The sequence below is a fragment of the Methanobrevibacter sp. genome, from assembly GCF_050872065.1.
Taxonomy (GTDB): Archaea; Methanobacteriota; Methanobacteria; order Methanobacteriales; family Methanobacteriaceae; genus Methanocatella.
This window is the reverse complement of record NZ_JBNMGD010000035.1, coordinates 1-15,813: the sequence shown is the minus strand read 5'-3', so window position 1 is coordinate 15,813 and position 15,813 is coordinate 1. Positions and strand designations below refer to the sequence as shown.

Annotated in this window: 15 protein-coding genes and 2 tRNA genes; 3 read left to right on the top strand and 14 right to left on the bottom strand. The window is 29.7% G+C overall.

What is annotated here, in order from left to right:
• Window positions 1-111: 111 nt before the first annotated feature.
• The 5 genes from ACR0P1_RS05885 to ACR0P1_RS05865 all read right to left on the bottom strand — a co-directional run bounded on the left by ACR0P1_RS05885 (window position 112) and on the right by ACR0P1_RS05865 (window position 5,579).
• Window positions 112-978, bottom strand: a complete 867-nt coding sequence (locus ACR0P1_RS05885; protein WP_432645481.1) for a shikimate kinase — start codon at window positions 976-978, stop codon at window positions 112-114.
• Complete coding sequence (locus ACR0P1_RS05880; RefSeq protein WP_432645480.1) at window positions 978-2,060, bottom strand: glycosyltransferase family 4 protein; 1,083 nt, start codon at window positions 2,058-2,060, stop codon at window positions 978-980. Before ACR0P1_RS05880 ends, ACR0P1_RS05885 begins: the two co-directional genes overlap by 1 nt.
• Before the next feature lie 307 nt (window positions 2,061-2,367).
• A complete protein-coding gene (locus ACR0P1_RS05875; RefSeq protein WP_432645479.1) occupies window positions 2,368-3,957 on the bottom strand; it encodes a zinc ribbon domain-containing protein in 1,590 nt (529 codons plus the stop codon).
• Window positions 3,958-4,198: 241 nt separating this feature from the next.
• On the bottom strand, window positions 4,199-5,284 hold the full coding sequence (gene cbiD / locus ACR0P1_RS05870; protein ID WP_432645478.1) for a cobalt-precorrin-5B (C(1))-methyltransferase CbiD: 1,086 nt from the start codon (window positions 5,282-5,284) through the stop codon (window positions 4,199-4,201).
• Between the two features lie 31 nt (window positions 5,285-5,315).
• Window positions 5,316-5,579, bottom strand: coding sequence for a thioredoxin family protein (locus ACR0P1_RS05865; RefSeq protein ID WP_432645477.1), 264 nt, complete (start codon window positions 5,577-5,579; stop codon window positions 5,316-5,318).
• A gap of 126 nt (window positions 5,580-5,705) precedes the next feature.
• Here ACR0P1_RS05865 and ACR0P1_RS05860 point away from each other — a divergent pair, with 126 nt between their 5' ends.
• On the top strand, window positions 5,706-7,784 hold the full coding sequence (locus ACR0P1_RS05860; RefSeq protein WP_432645476.1) for a DEAD/DEAH box helicase: 2,079 nt from the start codon (window positions 5,706-5,708) through the stop codon (window positions 7,782-7,784).
• 12 nt (window positions 7,785-7,796) lie between these two features.
• Here the strand turns inward: ACR0P1_RS05860 and ACR0P1_RS05855 are convergent, their stop codons facing one another.
• Together ACR0P1_RS05855 and ACR0P1_RS05850 are read right to left on the bottom strand one after the other, a co-directional pair.
• Window positions 7,797-8,090: a DUF2098 domain-containing protein gene (locus ACR0P1_RS05855; RefSeq protein WP_432645475.1), complete on the bottom strand. Its 294-nt coding sequence runs from the start codon at window positions 8,088-8,090 to the stop codon at window positions 7,797-7,799.
• 19 nt (window positions 8,091-8,109) lie between these two features.
• The gene (locus tag ACR0P1_RS05850) at window positions 8,110-8,385 is read right to left on the bottom strand and encodes a PRC-barrel domain-containing protein (RefSeq protein WP_432645474.1); all 276 of its coding nucleotides are present in this window, start codon (window positions 8,383-8,385) and stop codon (window positions 8,110-8,112) included.
• Between the two features lie 83 nt (window positions 8,386-8,468).
• On the opposite strand from ACR0P1_RS05850, the gene ACR0P1_RS05845 reads away from it, so the two are divergent.
• Together ACR0P1_RS05845 and deoC are read left to right on the top strand one after the other, a co-directional pair.
• Window positions 8,469-10,142, top strand: a complete 1,674-nt coding sequence (locus tag ACR0P1_RS05845) for a tRNA uridine(34) 5-carboxymethylaminomethyl modification radical SAM/GNAT enzyme Elp3 (protein ID WP_432645473.1) — start codon at window positions 8,469-8,471, stop codon at window positions 10,140-10,142.
• Between the two features lie 43 nt (window positions 10,143-10,185).
• Complete coding sequence (deoC, locus tag ACR0P1_RS05840; protein WP_432645472.1) at window positions 10,186-10,908, top strand: deoxyribose-phosphate aldolase; 723 nt, start codon at window positions 10,186-10,188, stop codon at window positions 10,906-10,908.
• A 139-nt stretch (window positions 10,909-11,047) separates the two neighbouring features.
• On the opposite strand, the gene ACR0P1_RS05835 is transcribed toward deoC, so the two are convergent.
• From ACR0P1_RS05835 to tes, 7 genes are all read right to left on the bottom strand, one after another.
• Window positions 11,048-11,120 (bottom strand) — tRNA-Phe (locus ACR0P1_RS05835).
• Window positions 11,121-11,123: 3 nt separating this feature from the next.
• Window positions 11,124-11,195: transfer RNA gene (locus ACR0P1_RS05830), tRNA-Val, on the bottom strand.
• Between the two features lie 161 nt (window positions 11,196-11,356).
• Window positions 11,357-11,557 (bottom strand): histone family protein, encoded by a 201-nt coding sequence (locus tag ACR0P1_RS05825; protein ID WP_042691314.1) that lies wholly within the window; start codon window positions 11,555-11,557, stop codon window positions 11,357-11,359.
• A 203-nt stretch (window positions 11,558-11,760) separates the two neighbouring features.
• Window positions 11,761-13,035 carry a tRNA (N(6)-L-threonylcarbamoyladenosine(37)-C(2))-methylthiotransferase gene (locus ACR0P1_RS05820; RefSeq protein ID WP_432645471.1) on the bottom strand — a complete coding sequence of 425 codons (1,275 nt, stop codon included), beginning with the start codon at window positions 13,033-13,035 and terminating at the stop codon, window positions 11,761-11,763.
• Between the two features lie 12 nt (window positions 13,036-13,047).
• On the bottom strand, window positions 13,048-13,677 hold the full coding sequence (locus ACR0P1_RS05815; protein WP_432645470.1) for an HVO_0476 family zinc finger protein: 630 nt from the start codon (window positions 13,675-13,677) through the stop codon (window positions 13,048-13,050).
• Window positions 13,678-13,688: 11 nt separating this feature from the next.
• Window positions 13,689-14,174, bottom strand: a complete 486-nt coding sequence (gene hacB, locus ACR0P1_RS05810; RefSeq protein ID WP_432645469.1) for a homoaconitase small subunit — start codon at window positions 14,172-14,174, stop codon at window positions 13,689-13,691.
• An 87-nt stretch (window positions 14,175-14,261) separates the two neighbouring features.
• Window positions 14,262-15,770, bottom strand: coding sequence for a tetraether lipid synthase Tes (tes, locus tag ACR0P1_RS05805; protein WP_432645468.1), 1,509 nt, complete (start codon window positions 15,768-15,770; stop codon window positions 14,262-14,264).
• Between the last annotated feature and the right edge of the window lie 43 nt (window positions 15,771-15,813).

The following is a 15,813-nucleotide window of genomic DNA, read 5'->3' as shown; positions in this document are numbered from 1 at the left end:
CTATATGATTATTAAAGTTAAATTTCATAATTATATAATAATTTAAAATATAATCCTCAACAATTTACTTAAATAATCCCTTCCCATAATAACAGTATTGCATATATTTTTTTACAATATTTTACAACCTACGTTATCTACTTTTGTTTTTATAATCTTACCATCATATTTGTTCCATGAACATTTAATATCATCAATTGCATCTTCAGTTGAAATTGCTACAAAAGATGATCCTGTTCCAGATAAACCAGCCGCTATTGCTCCAGATTCCAGTGCATCAATAGCTATTGATGAATTGAATCCTAAAGTAGCAGAATACAATAATCCATTTAAATTCAATGCTTTAAAATAATCTTTATTACAGGCAAATTCAAAAGCAGTTTCCACCAATGGAGCTAATAATTTCATCCTATCAGGATTTGATTCTCCAGATTTTGAATAATAATTAGGCATATATACTAATACAGAGGATTCGTCCATATTTTCCTTAATAATAAATTCTCTATTTCTATTATCAGTTACAACAACACCACCAAAGTAAGATGCAGTTGCATCATCAAATGAACCAGTAATAGTAACTCCTGCTTCAAGTGATGCATCAATTGCCATATTAATCACTTCTAAATCATCAAGAGATTTTAAATTAAATTCCTCAGAGATGATTGAAGAAACTGCTTTGACAATAGCATTAGATGAAGCACTACTACTTGATAATCCTGATGCCATGGGTAAGCTTGATTTTGTTTTTAAATCAACACCAAATTCAGATTTATCAATAGTATAATGGTCAAATACTTTTTGAGCACAAAGTTCCATCAGCCCAACATCTGCACCAACATCATTAGAACAAATTATTCCTTCATTAATTGTTTTGGCCATGCATTTTATATCTAAACCAATTCCAAATGCAGAACCAAACCCTGTTGCAATAGCATTGATTATTGTTGCTGAACCTGGAGATCTAACAATCTTTTTCATTAGTCAACCTCATCATAGGGAATTGTAATTTCTGAAAAATCCATTGCACGATTACGAGCATTAAGTGAGAGAACCAATCTTAAATCATCATCTTGAATAATTGTATCAATTGCTTTAGCTATAGATGAAATTTTATTTGGATTTACAAGCAAACCAACATCTTCATTGATTATTTCAGTGATACCACCAACATCACTTCCAATGACCGGTTTTCCACATGCCAACGCTTCAATTAAAACTAAACCAAAACTTTCTGAAAATGAAGGTAAAATCAATACATCACAACTTGGAATAATATTTTCGACATCATTTCTAGAACCTGTGAAAATTACATCATGAATATTTTCTTCTTCAACTTTCTTGTTTAATTTTTTAAATTGAGGTCCATCCCCAACAATCACTAAATAATAATCACTTTGAGATACTTTTTTAGCCTCTAAAAGTGAATCAACATTTTTTCTTTTGATTAAATTACCTACAAAAAGAACTATTGGCTTATCTTCAAGTCCATTTTCTTTTTTAAATGAATAATTTGTTTTTGATGAATATTTATTAACATCAACAGAATTCCAAGATAACTTTATTTTATTAGCTATCCCATTAACTCCAGTTGCAATAATCTCATGTTTTAAAGCATTACTCACTGCAAAAACACCATCAGCATCTTTTAAAACCTTTTTAATTGTTGATCGCATAAATGGATGGTTTTTATATAGTTCAAACATGTCAGAGCCATGTGCTGTTACATATGTTTTAATATTATGTTCCTTTCCAACTTCAACAGCAGCCGCTCCTGCTGGGAATAAATAATGTCCATGAATAATATCAATATCTTCTTTTTCTAAAAGATTCTCTAAAGCTTTTTTAGCATTTTTTGCAAACATTAATCCCCTAACACCTGGAAAATTAAATCCTTTAGTTCCTATGACATGAATTCCATCAATATCTTTAATATCTTTATGAGGGTAAGTAATCACATAAACTTCATGACCTTTCTCAACTAATTTTTTCGATAAAGTATGAATATGGACCCCAACACCTCCAACATGGGGTGGGAATTGACCTACCATAGCTATTTTCATAAAATAAAACTCCAATTAATTAATATTATTATATTATAATGAAATTATTATTTAAATAATTTAGTGAATTCCCTCTAATTTATTAGTAATTTACAAATTTTTTAGAAAGAATCCCTCTGAAATACCATTTCTATGAATACATATTATTTAACATCTTTTATGATAAAACAATGACAATTACAATCTTCAAGAAATATTAAAAGACATTCATTTAATTTCAACGGTCTCTTGTAAATACAACAATATGCAGATAAAACTGCACAACCCCTTTAATTTCTATAATTTATTCCAAACACAGGTTAAATAATTAATTTATTCTATTACCGCATTTAATACAAAAATTAGAATCTTCTACAATTTCAGCACCGCAGTTACCACAAAATTTCAGAGATTCTCCAGTTTTTTCAATTGTAATTCCATCATTATTATCAGGAATATACTTATTATTTCTTATGATATTTTGTTTCATAGCAACAAATTCATCATCAGTTAATAATCCTTTTTCATACATTCCCATAATTTTTTCAAGTTCACTAACATCTGAGTGCTTTTGTTCTTGAATATTATATTTTGGCCTTTGGGATAATTCTATTTGCTTATTTATTAAATCTGAAAGAATAATTCTTGATCTAGTTATAAGTTTATCAGAATATCTATCAATAAAATTATCATTAATTGCAGTATCATAAGTTTTGACAATTTTAAGAACACTATCTCCAAATAATGATTTGAATTCGAAACTTGGACATTTAAAAGTCTCACCTGATTTTAAAATAAAAGTAAAATCATTTGGATTAAAAGTATGTATATTTTCATATATGACTGCTGTTTGACTGATATTTGGTTTTTCAGAATTAAAAGTCAAATCTAGAGATTCATCATCATAAGTTTTTAAAATAATAGCATTCTTATTGAAATTGATTTGATAATGAAGATATTCCCCATTTATAAATACTTTTTTAGTTTCCATAGTCGTTTCAACTCCAGAAGTTGCTGCAAGACCTATTAAACCAAAACCCAATGTAGCAACACCTTTAGTTACACCACCATGTTTATTCTTAACAACAGGAGTTTCAATAACTTCATAATGACTGTCTTTTATTGTGACTACTCCTTCCGCAGAAATATTTCCTGAATTAAATTCATTAGTTAAATCTTTTTTAAAAATATCAAATATAATTTTATCCAAGTTTTCAAAATTCTCTTTTGTTTGTTTAAGAGTAGATTCAAATAACTCTAAAACATCAATATTATCATCTTTTTTAAGTGATTCCATTATAACATAAATTATTCTTTTTTCTTCTTCTATAGTTAAATCAAAATAATCCCTTAAACTTATAAATCTGAAATTAGCTTGATAACGTTTAGATAAAGGAATAATGAATTCATTGACTAATTTTAACTTATATTCATCAAATGTCAATCCCACATTAGGATATAAATCTCTTGTCGGAACTGCTGATCCACATACATTACAATATGCATCATCATCTAATTGAATTCCATTACAATTATAACAACGACGATTACTCCATTTTTTACCCGCTGATGATTTTATTTTCTTAACAAATGAACCAAAACCCTCTTCAGAATTATAATCATGTTTTTTAAAATCATATCCACAATATCTACAATAATTACCATCATCTAAAATAGGATTACTACAACCAGGACATTCAATTAAATAAGATTCTGATGCAATAGGTAATTTTTTACCACATACAGAACAAACATTATCATAAATATCATTTAGATTATTGCACTCCGGACATTTTTTAACATCTGAAAGTCTATAACTAAGATAAATATCCTTAGAAATACTTGCACCGCAATTTTCACAAAAAGAAGAAATATCACTTATATGTTTACCACAATTGGGACAATTAAAGCTATTCACAATTTCACACCCTATGGATATTCATTAACATGATATTAACTTATGCTTAAAACTATTCTTATATATTTTCATTTGATTAAAAGGATATTGCTATTATTCCCAATAATGTAAAATCTCCTTTTAGAATGCTATAATTTCCAATTTTTCTAGTTGTAGATGATTAAACAACCAAATATGTATCAACATTGCATTCCTTGCAGTAAAATTTCCTTTTTTAATAGGATACATTTAAAGAGAGTGTTTATTTATGGTAATTCACATAGTTATTGTTTAAATAATTACCTTCCATATCAACCAATATGACATCCAAATCCAAATCAAAACGTTGCATACATCTGTCATGAATTGCAGATGCAATACTATTTGAAACATCGACTGAAACTCCAAATTCATTTAAAATAGACATCATATCATCAGTTGTTTTTGAATCAAATAATCTTTGAAGATTGACATTATCAACACCACATAATGCTGCATGAGTAACCATTATTTCACGCCTACCATCCGCAACAGCATGTTTAGTATCAAAAATACCTCCAGCAACTTTAATCAATTTACCAATATGGCCGAAAAAAGTAAATTTAGTAATTCCTCTTTTAACTGCTTCATCAAACATGAACCCAACGAAATTACCAGTTTGAATAATTTGTTCCTTTGTAATATCTAATTGTTTTAGTGCTAATTTTTCCCCAATATTACCAGGAACAAAAACTAAATCCTTAATATCAGAAGCAATTGCAACATCAATTTGCTTAACAATCGAATCTTTATAAGCCTTATTGGACATTGATCTTGCTATTCCTGTAGTTCCAAGAACTGAAATTCCATCTACAATGCCTAATTTAGGATTCATAGTTTTTTTAGCTATTTTTTTACCATCAGGAATAGAAATAGTTACTTTAGCTAATTTTCCTTCAGGAATTTTATGTAACAAATTCTTAATAATCATTTGACGAGGAATCGGATTTATCGCATAGTCTCCAACAGGAATTTGAAGACCTGGCTTTGTAATTATACCAACACCCTCACCACCAGTTATCATAACATTAGATTTCTCACCATTTCTATCTACTAATTCAACTGTAGAAACAATATCTATATTTACAGTGACATCAGGATCATGATATGGATTTTTATGAGCAATAGCATACGCTTTGTTAGTAGAAATAGATTTACATTCATCAATTAGAATATCCAATACTCCTTTGGGAGTTTCAACTTTAACACAAACAATATTTGGAGTATCTAAAATTGCATTTAATGCAGCAAGAGAACATGCAGTTGCTATAGTACCAGTTGTTACACCAATAAAATTATCATTTGTCATTTTAATTAAAAAGAATAAAAAAAGAGTGAATCTATAACATAGATTCTAATTTTTCAATAAGTTCAGTCTCAGCAGGTGCACCAATGAAAGCAATTTCACCATCAATCACAATAGTTGGTACTGCCATGATTTGATAATCAACAGCTCTTTGTCTGTTATCTGGACTTTCATCAATTTTAACAGACTCTACATCAATTGCATCTCCTAATTTACTTTTCGCTTTTTGAGCAGCGTCAATTGCTGCTGGACAGTGTGGACAAGAATTAGTTGAAAATACTTCTACTTTAATTACCATTATTAATATCTCCTATATTATTTTGTAACTATTTTAATAATTAGTAATATATAATTGTTACTTATTTATAATAGATTTCTAATGCTCTCTACAAATGTTTAATATAAATAAAAAAAATAAAAATAAATGATTAAAATGGAAAATTTAGACACTGATATTAAAAAAATAATTAATAGCGCGTATCCCTACATTAAAGACTTTAATCCTGCTCAAAAAGCAGTAATTGAATCCGGATATCTTGAAGATAATTCCAATTATATAATTTCAATTCCTACTGCAAGTGGAAAAACTGTTTTAGGAGTTTTACCTGCTTTAAAAACTATATTAAATGGTGAAAAAGCAATATATGCTGCACCACTCCTTTCAATTCAAAATGAAAAAGTAAAAGAATTCAAGGCATTCGAAAAACATGGCATTAATGTAGGAAAACATCCATCTAGCGCAGATTTATCAGTTATGGTTTTTGAGTCTTTTGACGCACTTACAAGATTTTCCTGGAATGTACTTCGAGAAGTAGATACATTAATTATTGACGAATTTCATATGATTGGAGAATATTCAAGAGGACCTACTCTTGAATCAGCAATTACAAGAGCTAAAATTATAAATCCTAGTATTAGAATCATTGCTCTTTCCGCTACTTTGAAAAATATTGAAGAAATCGAAGGTTGGCTTGATGGAACTTGCATAGAACATGATTACAGACCAGTGCCATTACATAAGGAAGTATTGGATGCAGAGATGTTTAATACGAAAAATAAAAATGATGTTATCGTTAAAGTTGTTGAAAAAGCAATGAAAGATAACTCCCAAGCATTAGCCTTTGTTTCTACAAGAAGATTTACCGAAAGTTTAGCTACATATGTTGCTAAAAAGATTAATAAAAAAATCAATAAAGAACAAAGAACAAGATTTAAAGAAGTTGCTGAAAAGCTATTGGAAGTTCCAAAGAAAAAAGGATCCCTGCCAACAAGTACTTGCTTAAAATTAGCTGAAGCAGCTGAATTAGGAGTTGCATTTCACCATGCTGGTCTTTTTAATGAACAAAAAGAAATCATCGAAGATGAATTTAGAAATGGAAATATATTAATGATTACTGCAACACCAAGTCTAATGTATGGTGTCAATTTACCTTCAAAGACCGTTGTAATTAGAGATCATACTCGCTGGACAAGTAACGGGCCACAACCAATACCTGTTTTTGACTATGAACAAATGTCCGGAAGAGCAGGTAGACCACAATACGATGATGTGGGTTACTCTTATATTATTGCAAAAACAATGGATGAAGTTCAAAACCTAGAAGAGTATTATGTTGAAGGAGAAATTGAAAAAACAAATTCAAAATTAGTAGATAATAAAGATGCAATTTATAAACAGATAATTGCCCAAATTGCTTCTTCTCTTTCTAAAAATTTAGATGACTTAGTGGATTTCTTTGGAAAAACTCTTTACGGTTATCAAATGAACAATAATCCATCAATGTCTACTTTTGCAGAATATACTATACAATATGAGCTTGAAAATGCATTAGAATTCTTACTTCAAAATGGAATTATTAGAGCTACACCTGAAGGACTTACGACTACTGATTTTGGTTATTTAATAGCTAAATCTAATTATGCAGTAGAAACAGCTGTTAAAATTAAAGAATACATATCAGATATTAATGAGATTAATACTGAAGAATTTATTTATGCATTATCACAAACACCAGACTTACCATTAATTTCATTTAAAGGAAGAAAATCAAAAGATCCAGTTAGAGACAAATTATCTGAATGTGGATTGTTTGCCGTAGATATTGGAATCTCTGAAGCAACAACCGTTTCATTAATTGAATGGATTAATGAAAAAAGCGAACATGAAATAGAAAATAAATATAATGTATATTCAGCATCAACAAGAAGATCTGCTTATGAAGCATCTCGCCTCGTGAAATTTGCAAAAGAAGCATCTGAAATTTTAGGAAATTATTCTAACTTAAAAGAATATGATATATTGTCTGCTAGATTATACTATGGAATTAAACCTGATATCATTCCATTAGTCGTTGGAGTTAAAAGACTCGGGAGAAAAAGAGCTAGAAATCTTGTAAAAATATTTGGAAATGATTTAAGTAATGTTTCTGAAAATGAATTACAAAAAATTGAAGGAATAGGACCTAAACTAGCTGAAAAAATAAAATTATTTACAAAAAATTAAAAAAAAGTGGAGTTAACCTCCACCATTACAAGAATCAGAAGATAATTCAAGTTCTTCGAAATTCATTGTATTTTCTTTTAGATTTTCAATGTCAATATCCTTATTACCCCAAGAACCTTTTTTGATATCTTTTTCCTCTAACAACTCAACACGATTTGATTCATACCATAAACCAGTTTTATCCAGTTTAACCCAATCAACACCATTAGTTGTTCTTGCGTCAACAACTTCACCCACTGTACCAGTGTCGACATATCTAACATGAGAATTCAAAGGAATTTCTATATCCCTTGCATCAAAAACCATTTGAAAAACCTCACAATTATTATTCTTCGATTTCTACTTCAACAGATTCATCTTCATCTTCTTCAACTTCAGCTTCTTTAGGAATCTCTTTGTTTAAGATAACATAAGCGCCAATAGTATCTATATCATCAAAACTAATTACAAGTTCGTCTTTAGAAAAAATATTTTTTTGTAAAGTTAAAGTAATTTCCTCAATTTTACCAGTTACTGTGTCAAACTCAAGATTAGTTACTTTCCCTACTTCATATGCATTTTTATCTAAAACAGTAGATCCTAAAAATTCTTTAATTTGCATAATATTCACCTAAAAAATTTTTAATTAAATATTTAAATAAAACCATAAATAAAATTAACTATTAATAATTGAGGTTAGAAATAATGGAAAAAGCATGTCGAATTATAATTAATGATATTCTTAATGGCAAAATATCCACAAGACGTGATCTTGAAGTTGAAAAAAGACAGCTTTGCCGTGATTTAAAATTATCCAGATTTATGAGCAATGCAGACATATTGGAATTTGCAAAGCCGGAAGAAAAGGAATTTGTTTCTGGAATACTAAAGAAAAAACCAACTAGAACAATGTCTGGAGTTGCAATTGTTGCTGTAATGTGCCATCCACACAAATGTCCTCATGGAAGATGTTTTTATTGTCCGGAAAGTGATACAGCACCTCCAAGTTATACTGGTGAAGAACCAGCTGCACTTAGAGGAAGAATGTATGAATTTCACCCTTATGTTCAATGTTTCAATAGATTAAAACAGCTCAAAAAAATTGGACACCCTATTGACAAAGTTGAACTAATCATTATGGGAGGAACATTCCCTTCAAGAGATTTATGTTATCAAGAATGGTTTGTATCACAATGCCTAAAAGCAATGACTGATTTTGGTTTGATAATTGAAAATAAACCAACAAATTATGAATATAATTTAGATTTTGATGAAATAAGATCCTTTGAAAAGGAAATTATTAAAACATACCCCCCTAATGATTATGTATTAATCAACGACATTCAAAAAGCTAATGAAAATTCAAAAGTAAGATGTGTGGGAATGACCTTTGAAACACGTCCAGATTATTGTAAAAAAGAGCATATCAATAGAATGCTTGATTTTGGAGTAACAAGAGTTGAACTTGGTGTTCAAACATTATCCGATGAATTATATAAAAAAATAAAAAGGGGTCATGAACTCGCTGATGTTATTGAAGCAAATCAACTTTTAAGAGATTCTGCAATCAAGGTAGCAATGCATATGATGCCCGGTTTATTCTCAGATGAGAAACAAGACTTGAAAATGTTTAAGCAATTGTTTAATGATGATAATTTTAAACCAGACATGCTAAAGATTTATCCTTGTCTAGTCACAAAAGGAAGTGAATTATATGACTTATGGGCTGATGGCAAGTATGCTCCGTATACTGACGAAGAAGCCGTTGAACTAATTGTTAAGGTTAAAAAGATTCTTCCAAAATGGGTTAGAACAATGAGGATTCAACGTGATATCCCTTCAACATTAATTGAAGCAGGTGTTAAAAAATCCAATCTTGGGGAACTTGTTTATAATAAACTGGATGAAGAGCACATTAACTGCCAATGCATACGCTGTCGTGAAATTGGTCATAAAAAAACATCAAAACAATATAGTTTAGATGAATTTGAGCTATTTAGCGAAAGTTACAATGCATGTGGAGGAATTGAAAACTTCTTGTCCATTGAGGATATTAATGAAGAAAGTATTGCAGGATTTTTAAGATTACGTTTCCCATCAAAAGATCATTTCAGAGAAGAAATTACAGATAAAACTGCACTTGTAAGAGAATTGCATGTTTATGGAAATATGATTAAAATAGGAGACAAAAATCCCCAAATAGGTCAACATACTGGATTTGGAGAAAAACTTCTTAAAGAAGCTGAAAATTTAGCTATTGACAATAATAAAGAAGAAATAGCTATAATAAGTGGAATTGGAAGCAGAAATTATTATCGTAAATTTGGCTATGAAAAAGTTGGACCATACATGGTGAAAAAATTATATAAAAACATTTAAATATAATGTTCGTACAAATACAAACTAATTAAATGGTGATAAAATGACATACAATATAAAAAACTCAAAAGAATTAGCAGGATTGATTAATTACACTAATTTAAATAACATGATTAGTGAACATGAAATGATTGAATTTCTCGAAAAGGCAAAAGAAATCAACGCTAATTCTGTTGTTGTTTCTCCTACATATGTTTCATTAGCAAAAGAAACATTAAAAGATACTAATGTAAAAGTTGGAAGTGTTATTGGATTCCCACTAGGCTTCGAGGATACAGAAAGTAAAGTAGCAACAGCTAAATCATTGCTTGACAAAGGTGTCGATGAATTTGAAGTAGTCCTTAATTTAAGTTACCTAAAAGATGAAAAATATGACTTACTTGAAAATGAAATAAAACAAATAAAAGAAGTAATTGGAGATAAAGTTTTAAAAGTAATTATTGAAACAAAAGTGTTAGAAGACTATCAAAAAGCCAATACTGCAAAATTAGCAGCTAAAAGTGGTGCAGATTATGTAAAAACCGCTACTGGTTTTGTATCTCCTAGTCACATTTTTGAAAAAGTTAATGATATTAATATCATTCAAAAATATGCTCCAACAATTAAAATTGAAGTATATGGTGGAATTGACAATTACAAATTTGCTAACCAAATATTAACTGGAGGAGCAGATCTTATTGGCAGTGACCAAGGTTATGAAATCGTCAAAAGATATAAAGATTTACGAGAAAACACACAAGTAAAACCAAAACCTATCACATTATAGATTAAAGGAACCATCACCATTTTTAATCTAAATAAAACATTGCTAAAACTCATTTTAAATACAAAATAATTATATATTTTGAAAATTAATAAAAATGGTCAAAATTAAAAAGTTAATAAAAATAGTTAATAAAAAGTAATGCCATGGGCCGGACTTGAACCAGCGACATCTAGATCTTCAGTCTAGCGTTCTCCCATCTGAACTACCATGGCATATGGACCGAACGAGATTCGAACTCGTGATCTCCTCCACGTCAAAGAGGAATCATACCCCTAGACCACCGGTCCTACACAACATAATATAGTTTATTAAAACTTATATATAAACTTTTCTTTATTGAATAGAACAAGTGGTGAAAATTTTGAAAAATAAAAAAAATTGACCAAGAAAAGTGGCCAATAGATTTTATCATTAAAAGCTTCTTTTTTAAAATAACTAATTAGAAAATCTATTTGATTGCTAATTTGATATCTTCAGCTTTTACAGTTTTTCTACCAGCGTGGCGTGCGAAATTAACAGCTTTTTGTGCGATTTCGTCACCTTTTTCTTCTAATGCTTCAGCTAATGCAATTTTTGCATCATCACTAATTCTTTGTGCGCCAGCATTTTTTAAGATACGACCGACTGGTGCGATTGGTAATTCACTCATAATTACACCTCCAATTAAATTGTAGTACACAATAGTATATAAATGTATCGGAAAAATGCCTATATTCCGTTTATATTATAACTTATCACCTGTTAGAATATACTTTTAAATTTAAGAAAAAATTAAAAGCATTATAAAAAAATTAAGGAAAAAAGTAACACTAATATAAAAAAATAAGATAAATAAAAAAAATAAAAAAAATATTACAATAATTCACTTTTAAGATAAGTAGCGGTTGCTTCAGTTATATTTACATCAACAAAAGTTCCTAAGTTAACATTATCCACAATTACTGGAATATAAGAGTCAGTCTTCGCAATAAATCCACCTTTAGAACCTTTTTCAATAACAAGAACCCTTTGATGAGAATTAACTAAACATTTATTTTCTTCTTCTGTTATTTTTGATTTAATATCAGACAAAAATTTTGATCTTTTCTTCATGACTTCATGAGGAACCTCAGTAAGAGCAGATGAAATCGCACCTTTCCTGTGTTGATATTTAGATAAATGAATTAAGCTTGGCTTTATTTTTTCAAGTAAATCAACAGTTAAATTAAAATCCTCATCGTTTTCAGTTGGGTATCCAACAATAATATCCACTGCCAAAGTCAAATCAGGAATTTCCTTTTTAAATTTTGAGACAATATCAAGATATTGACCAATAGTGTGACCTCTCCTCATGTCAGCTAAAACCTTATCACTTCCACTTTGAACAGGTAAATGAATAAAATTATATACCTTTGGATGTTTCATCGCATCAATAATTTCATCAACATCATTTAAAACATTTTTAGGATGCATCATTCCAACACGAATACGAAAATCTCCATCTAAATTAGCTATTTCTTTAATTAAATCAGATAGTTTCTCACCACTGTCCCGACCAAATGCAGCGGTATCCTGAGCAGTAAGTTGAATTTCACAAGCACCATTTTCAATAGCTTTTCTTGCTTCTTCCTTGATATCTGCAATTGGATAACTATTTAATGGTCCACGAGCAAACCGTGTGCAACAGAATGTACAAGCACCCAAACAACCTTCACATATTTGGATAATGTGAATTAAACTATCATCCATTCTTTTAGGAACATTAACTTTAGATTCTTTTGAAAATCCTGATTCACGAACTATCTCACCACAATAAGTAGCCCCAACAACATCCGCAGATTTATTTAATTGATGTGGTCCAATCCATGAAGAATTAGGAGCAACCTTATCTAATTTTTCAGGATCAATCTCGACCATACATCCCCCAACAATGATTTTTTTATCAGGAAACTCCTCTTGAAGCTTTTGAATTCTATAAGTAACTTTATTTTCAGTAGGTAACTTAACATAACATGTATTCACAATAATAACATCAGCTTCATCTACTGAATCCACAATATCAATATCATTTTCTTGTAATTTACCTGCTATAATCTGTCCATCAGCCTTATTGAATGTACAGCCATAAGATTCAATATATACTTTCATTTTATTTTCACTCTAGGAAGATTTTTTAGTTTTCTTAAATATGTCTTTAGTTAAATCATAATCAAAATTATTGAATTTAACTGGTTTTGAATAAACTCTTTTTATTATTCCTGCTTTTGCAAAACCTGAAGTTAATTTTCTATCTTTAGTCTTGATAACATGAATTTTCACAATGTGTTTGTCAATTTTAACAACATCACCAGGAGCTATTTCAAAATTCCTATCCAAATCTAATTTATAGGAATCAACTTCACCATGCAAATCTACTGAAAAACCTATACGTGCAGGGATTTCAGTGGATGCTGCCCATATAGTATTAATATCTTCAATTTTTGCTTTATTTACTCTTTTGTCTTTAACTTCAATACTAGTCACTTCAACTTGACCTAAATCAGAAAGTAAGACATCACCACTTTTCAATTCATCACTGGGAGATAAATCAATAGTGGTTTTATAAGATTTATCTTGTGCAGAAATAATCAATCTATAAGGTTTAGGTTTCTTAGCAGAGAAAATATCTTTAAAAACATGACCGCAATCTTCACATTTTAATAAATATTCTTCCATGAGTTTTTTCTTAGAGGATTTTTGTTTTGCATTTAAAATTTCAACATTATCAGAACCACAAATTGGACATTCCATTTTTATTCCTCCTAATCAGACTCATTTAGATAATGGTTAACTAAACCACCATCTTCCAATATACTTAGCATAAACTCTTTAAACGGTTCAAAAGTTTTGCTCTCCCCAGTAGTTTCATTAACTAATATTCCCTCAGATAAATCAATGCTTATTACATCTCCATCATTAGCTTCAATATCACTAACAATAACCGGCAATCCTATGTTAATTGCATTCCTATAAAATATCCTCGCAAAAGATTTTGCTATAATTGCGCTAACGCCTGCTGTCTTAATAGCTACTGGTGCTTGTTCTCTTGAGGAACCACAACCAAAGTTTTCATCAGCAACAATAATATCTCCTTTTTGAACATTTTTTGTAAAATCTGGTCGTTCACCTTCTAAAACATGATCTGCCAAATCTTGAGGGTTAAATGTTCTTAAATATCTTCCAGGGATTATTACATCAGTATCAATATTCTCCCCAAAAGTCCATGTTTTTCCTTTAATAATATCCATAAACATCACAATAAAAATTGAATTAAAAAAAACGAGTATTTGGGATTCTACCCAAATACGAAATAAGTAAGGTGATTTAAAATTAAATTATTCTTTTTTCTGTTTTAAAGGCTTTGCAAACTTTTGCTCAACACTTTCACGATACATTGAATTCATAGTACAGAATGGAATTATTCTACCATCTGGAGTTGCATAGTGAATAACACATTTTTTAACTCTGTCTTCATCAAAATTAAATGGATCCATGAAATGCATACATGAAATAAGCATTGCATCTTTAGAAAAGTCCCCTAATGCATCATAAGACCTTTTAGCAAATACATCAAATAAAATCTTTTTAATATCTAAATCTTTCGGAGTTTTACTGGTGTGCACTAATTTTGGAAGATGTGCTGCAACACCCGCTAAAACTTTCTTACGAGCACCAAATTTACCTTCAATAAGTTTATCTGCATATTCATCTAATTTCACAAATAAATCATCAACATCAACAAAATTTGTAATTGGTATTAAATTGTCTCTTCCACTGCCTTCAGTTTTTTCTCTAAATACATAAGTACCTACACCACAATGTTGGTGGCAATTTAAGGTAACTGAAGGTATTTCATCCCCATCCATAGCAGAAATAAACCTTGCAACTGGTTCAACAGCAGATGGAGGATAGAAGTCAGTTGTTTTAACTTGACCTTTGGTCTGTTCTTCAATGATTTTAACAAAATCAGGAATTGTGATTCTTTGGGATTCAACTTGATCAGACGGAGTTCTTCCGGAAAATGAAACTGGTTGGAAGTTAACTCCATAAATAATATCATTATTATCAAATGCAAACTTGATTATATCCCCTATTTGATCATCATTAACACCTTTAATTAAAGTAGGTACGAGCACAACACCTAAACCTGCTTTTCTACAGTTTTCAATAGCTTCCAATTTAAATGGAAGTAAATCTCTACCTTTGTTGTTAATATATGGTTCAGGAGTTACACCATCAAAAGAAAGATAAACTGTGTTTAATCCAGCTGCTTTTAAATCACTAGCTAAATTTTCCCTTTTAGCTAATCTAATACCATTGGTAGCTATTTGAACATGAGTAAAACCTTCCTCTTTAGCCATTTTAACAAGTTCAACAATATCTTTTCTTACAGTTGGCTCCCCACCAGAATATTGTATAGCTGGAGTTGGATTTGGTTTTAAATTTCTTAAATTTTTGAGCATTTGTTTAATTTCATCTTGAGTAGGCTCATATAAATATCCTGCAGCAGCTGCATTAGCAAAACAGACCGGACATTTTAAATTACATCTATTAGTTACATCAATTAAACCTAAAACAGTTGAAGTTTCATGTTTTGAACATAACCCACAATTACTAGGACAACTAGCAGAATCTTCAACACATGGATTTTCAACAGGAATTATTGATGGAATATAGTTATCTGCTCTATCATATAACTTATCATCACTCCAATAAGTGTTAATAAACTCACCATGTTCATCACAAGTTTTTTTTATGAAAACTTTATTGTCTTCATCATAAACCTCTGCAGTGATTGGTTTACCACACTCAGGACATAAACTCTTAGTATTTTTAATTTTCAAAAAATCACCTTCAATAATAATTTTTCAACTATCAAATTAAAAT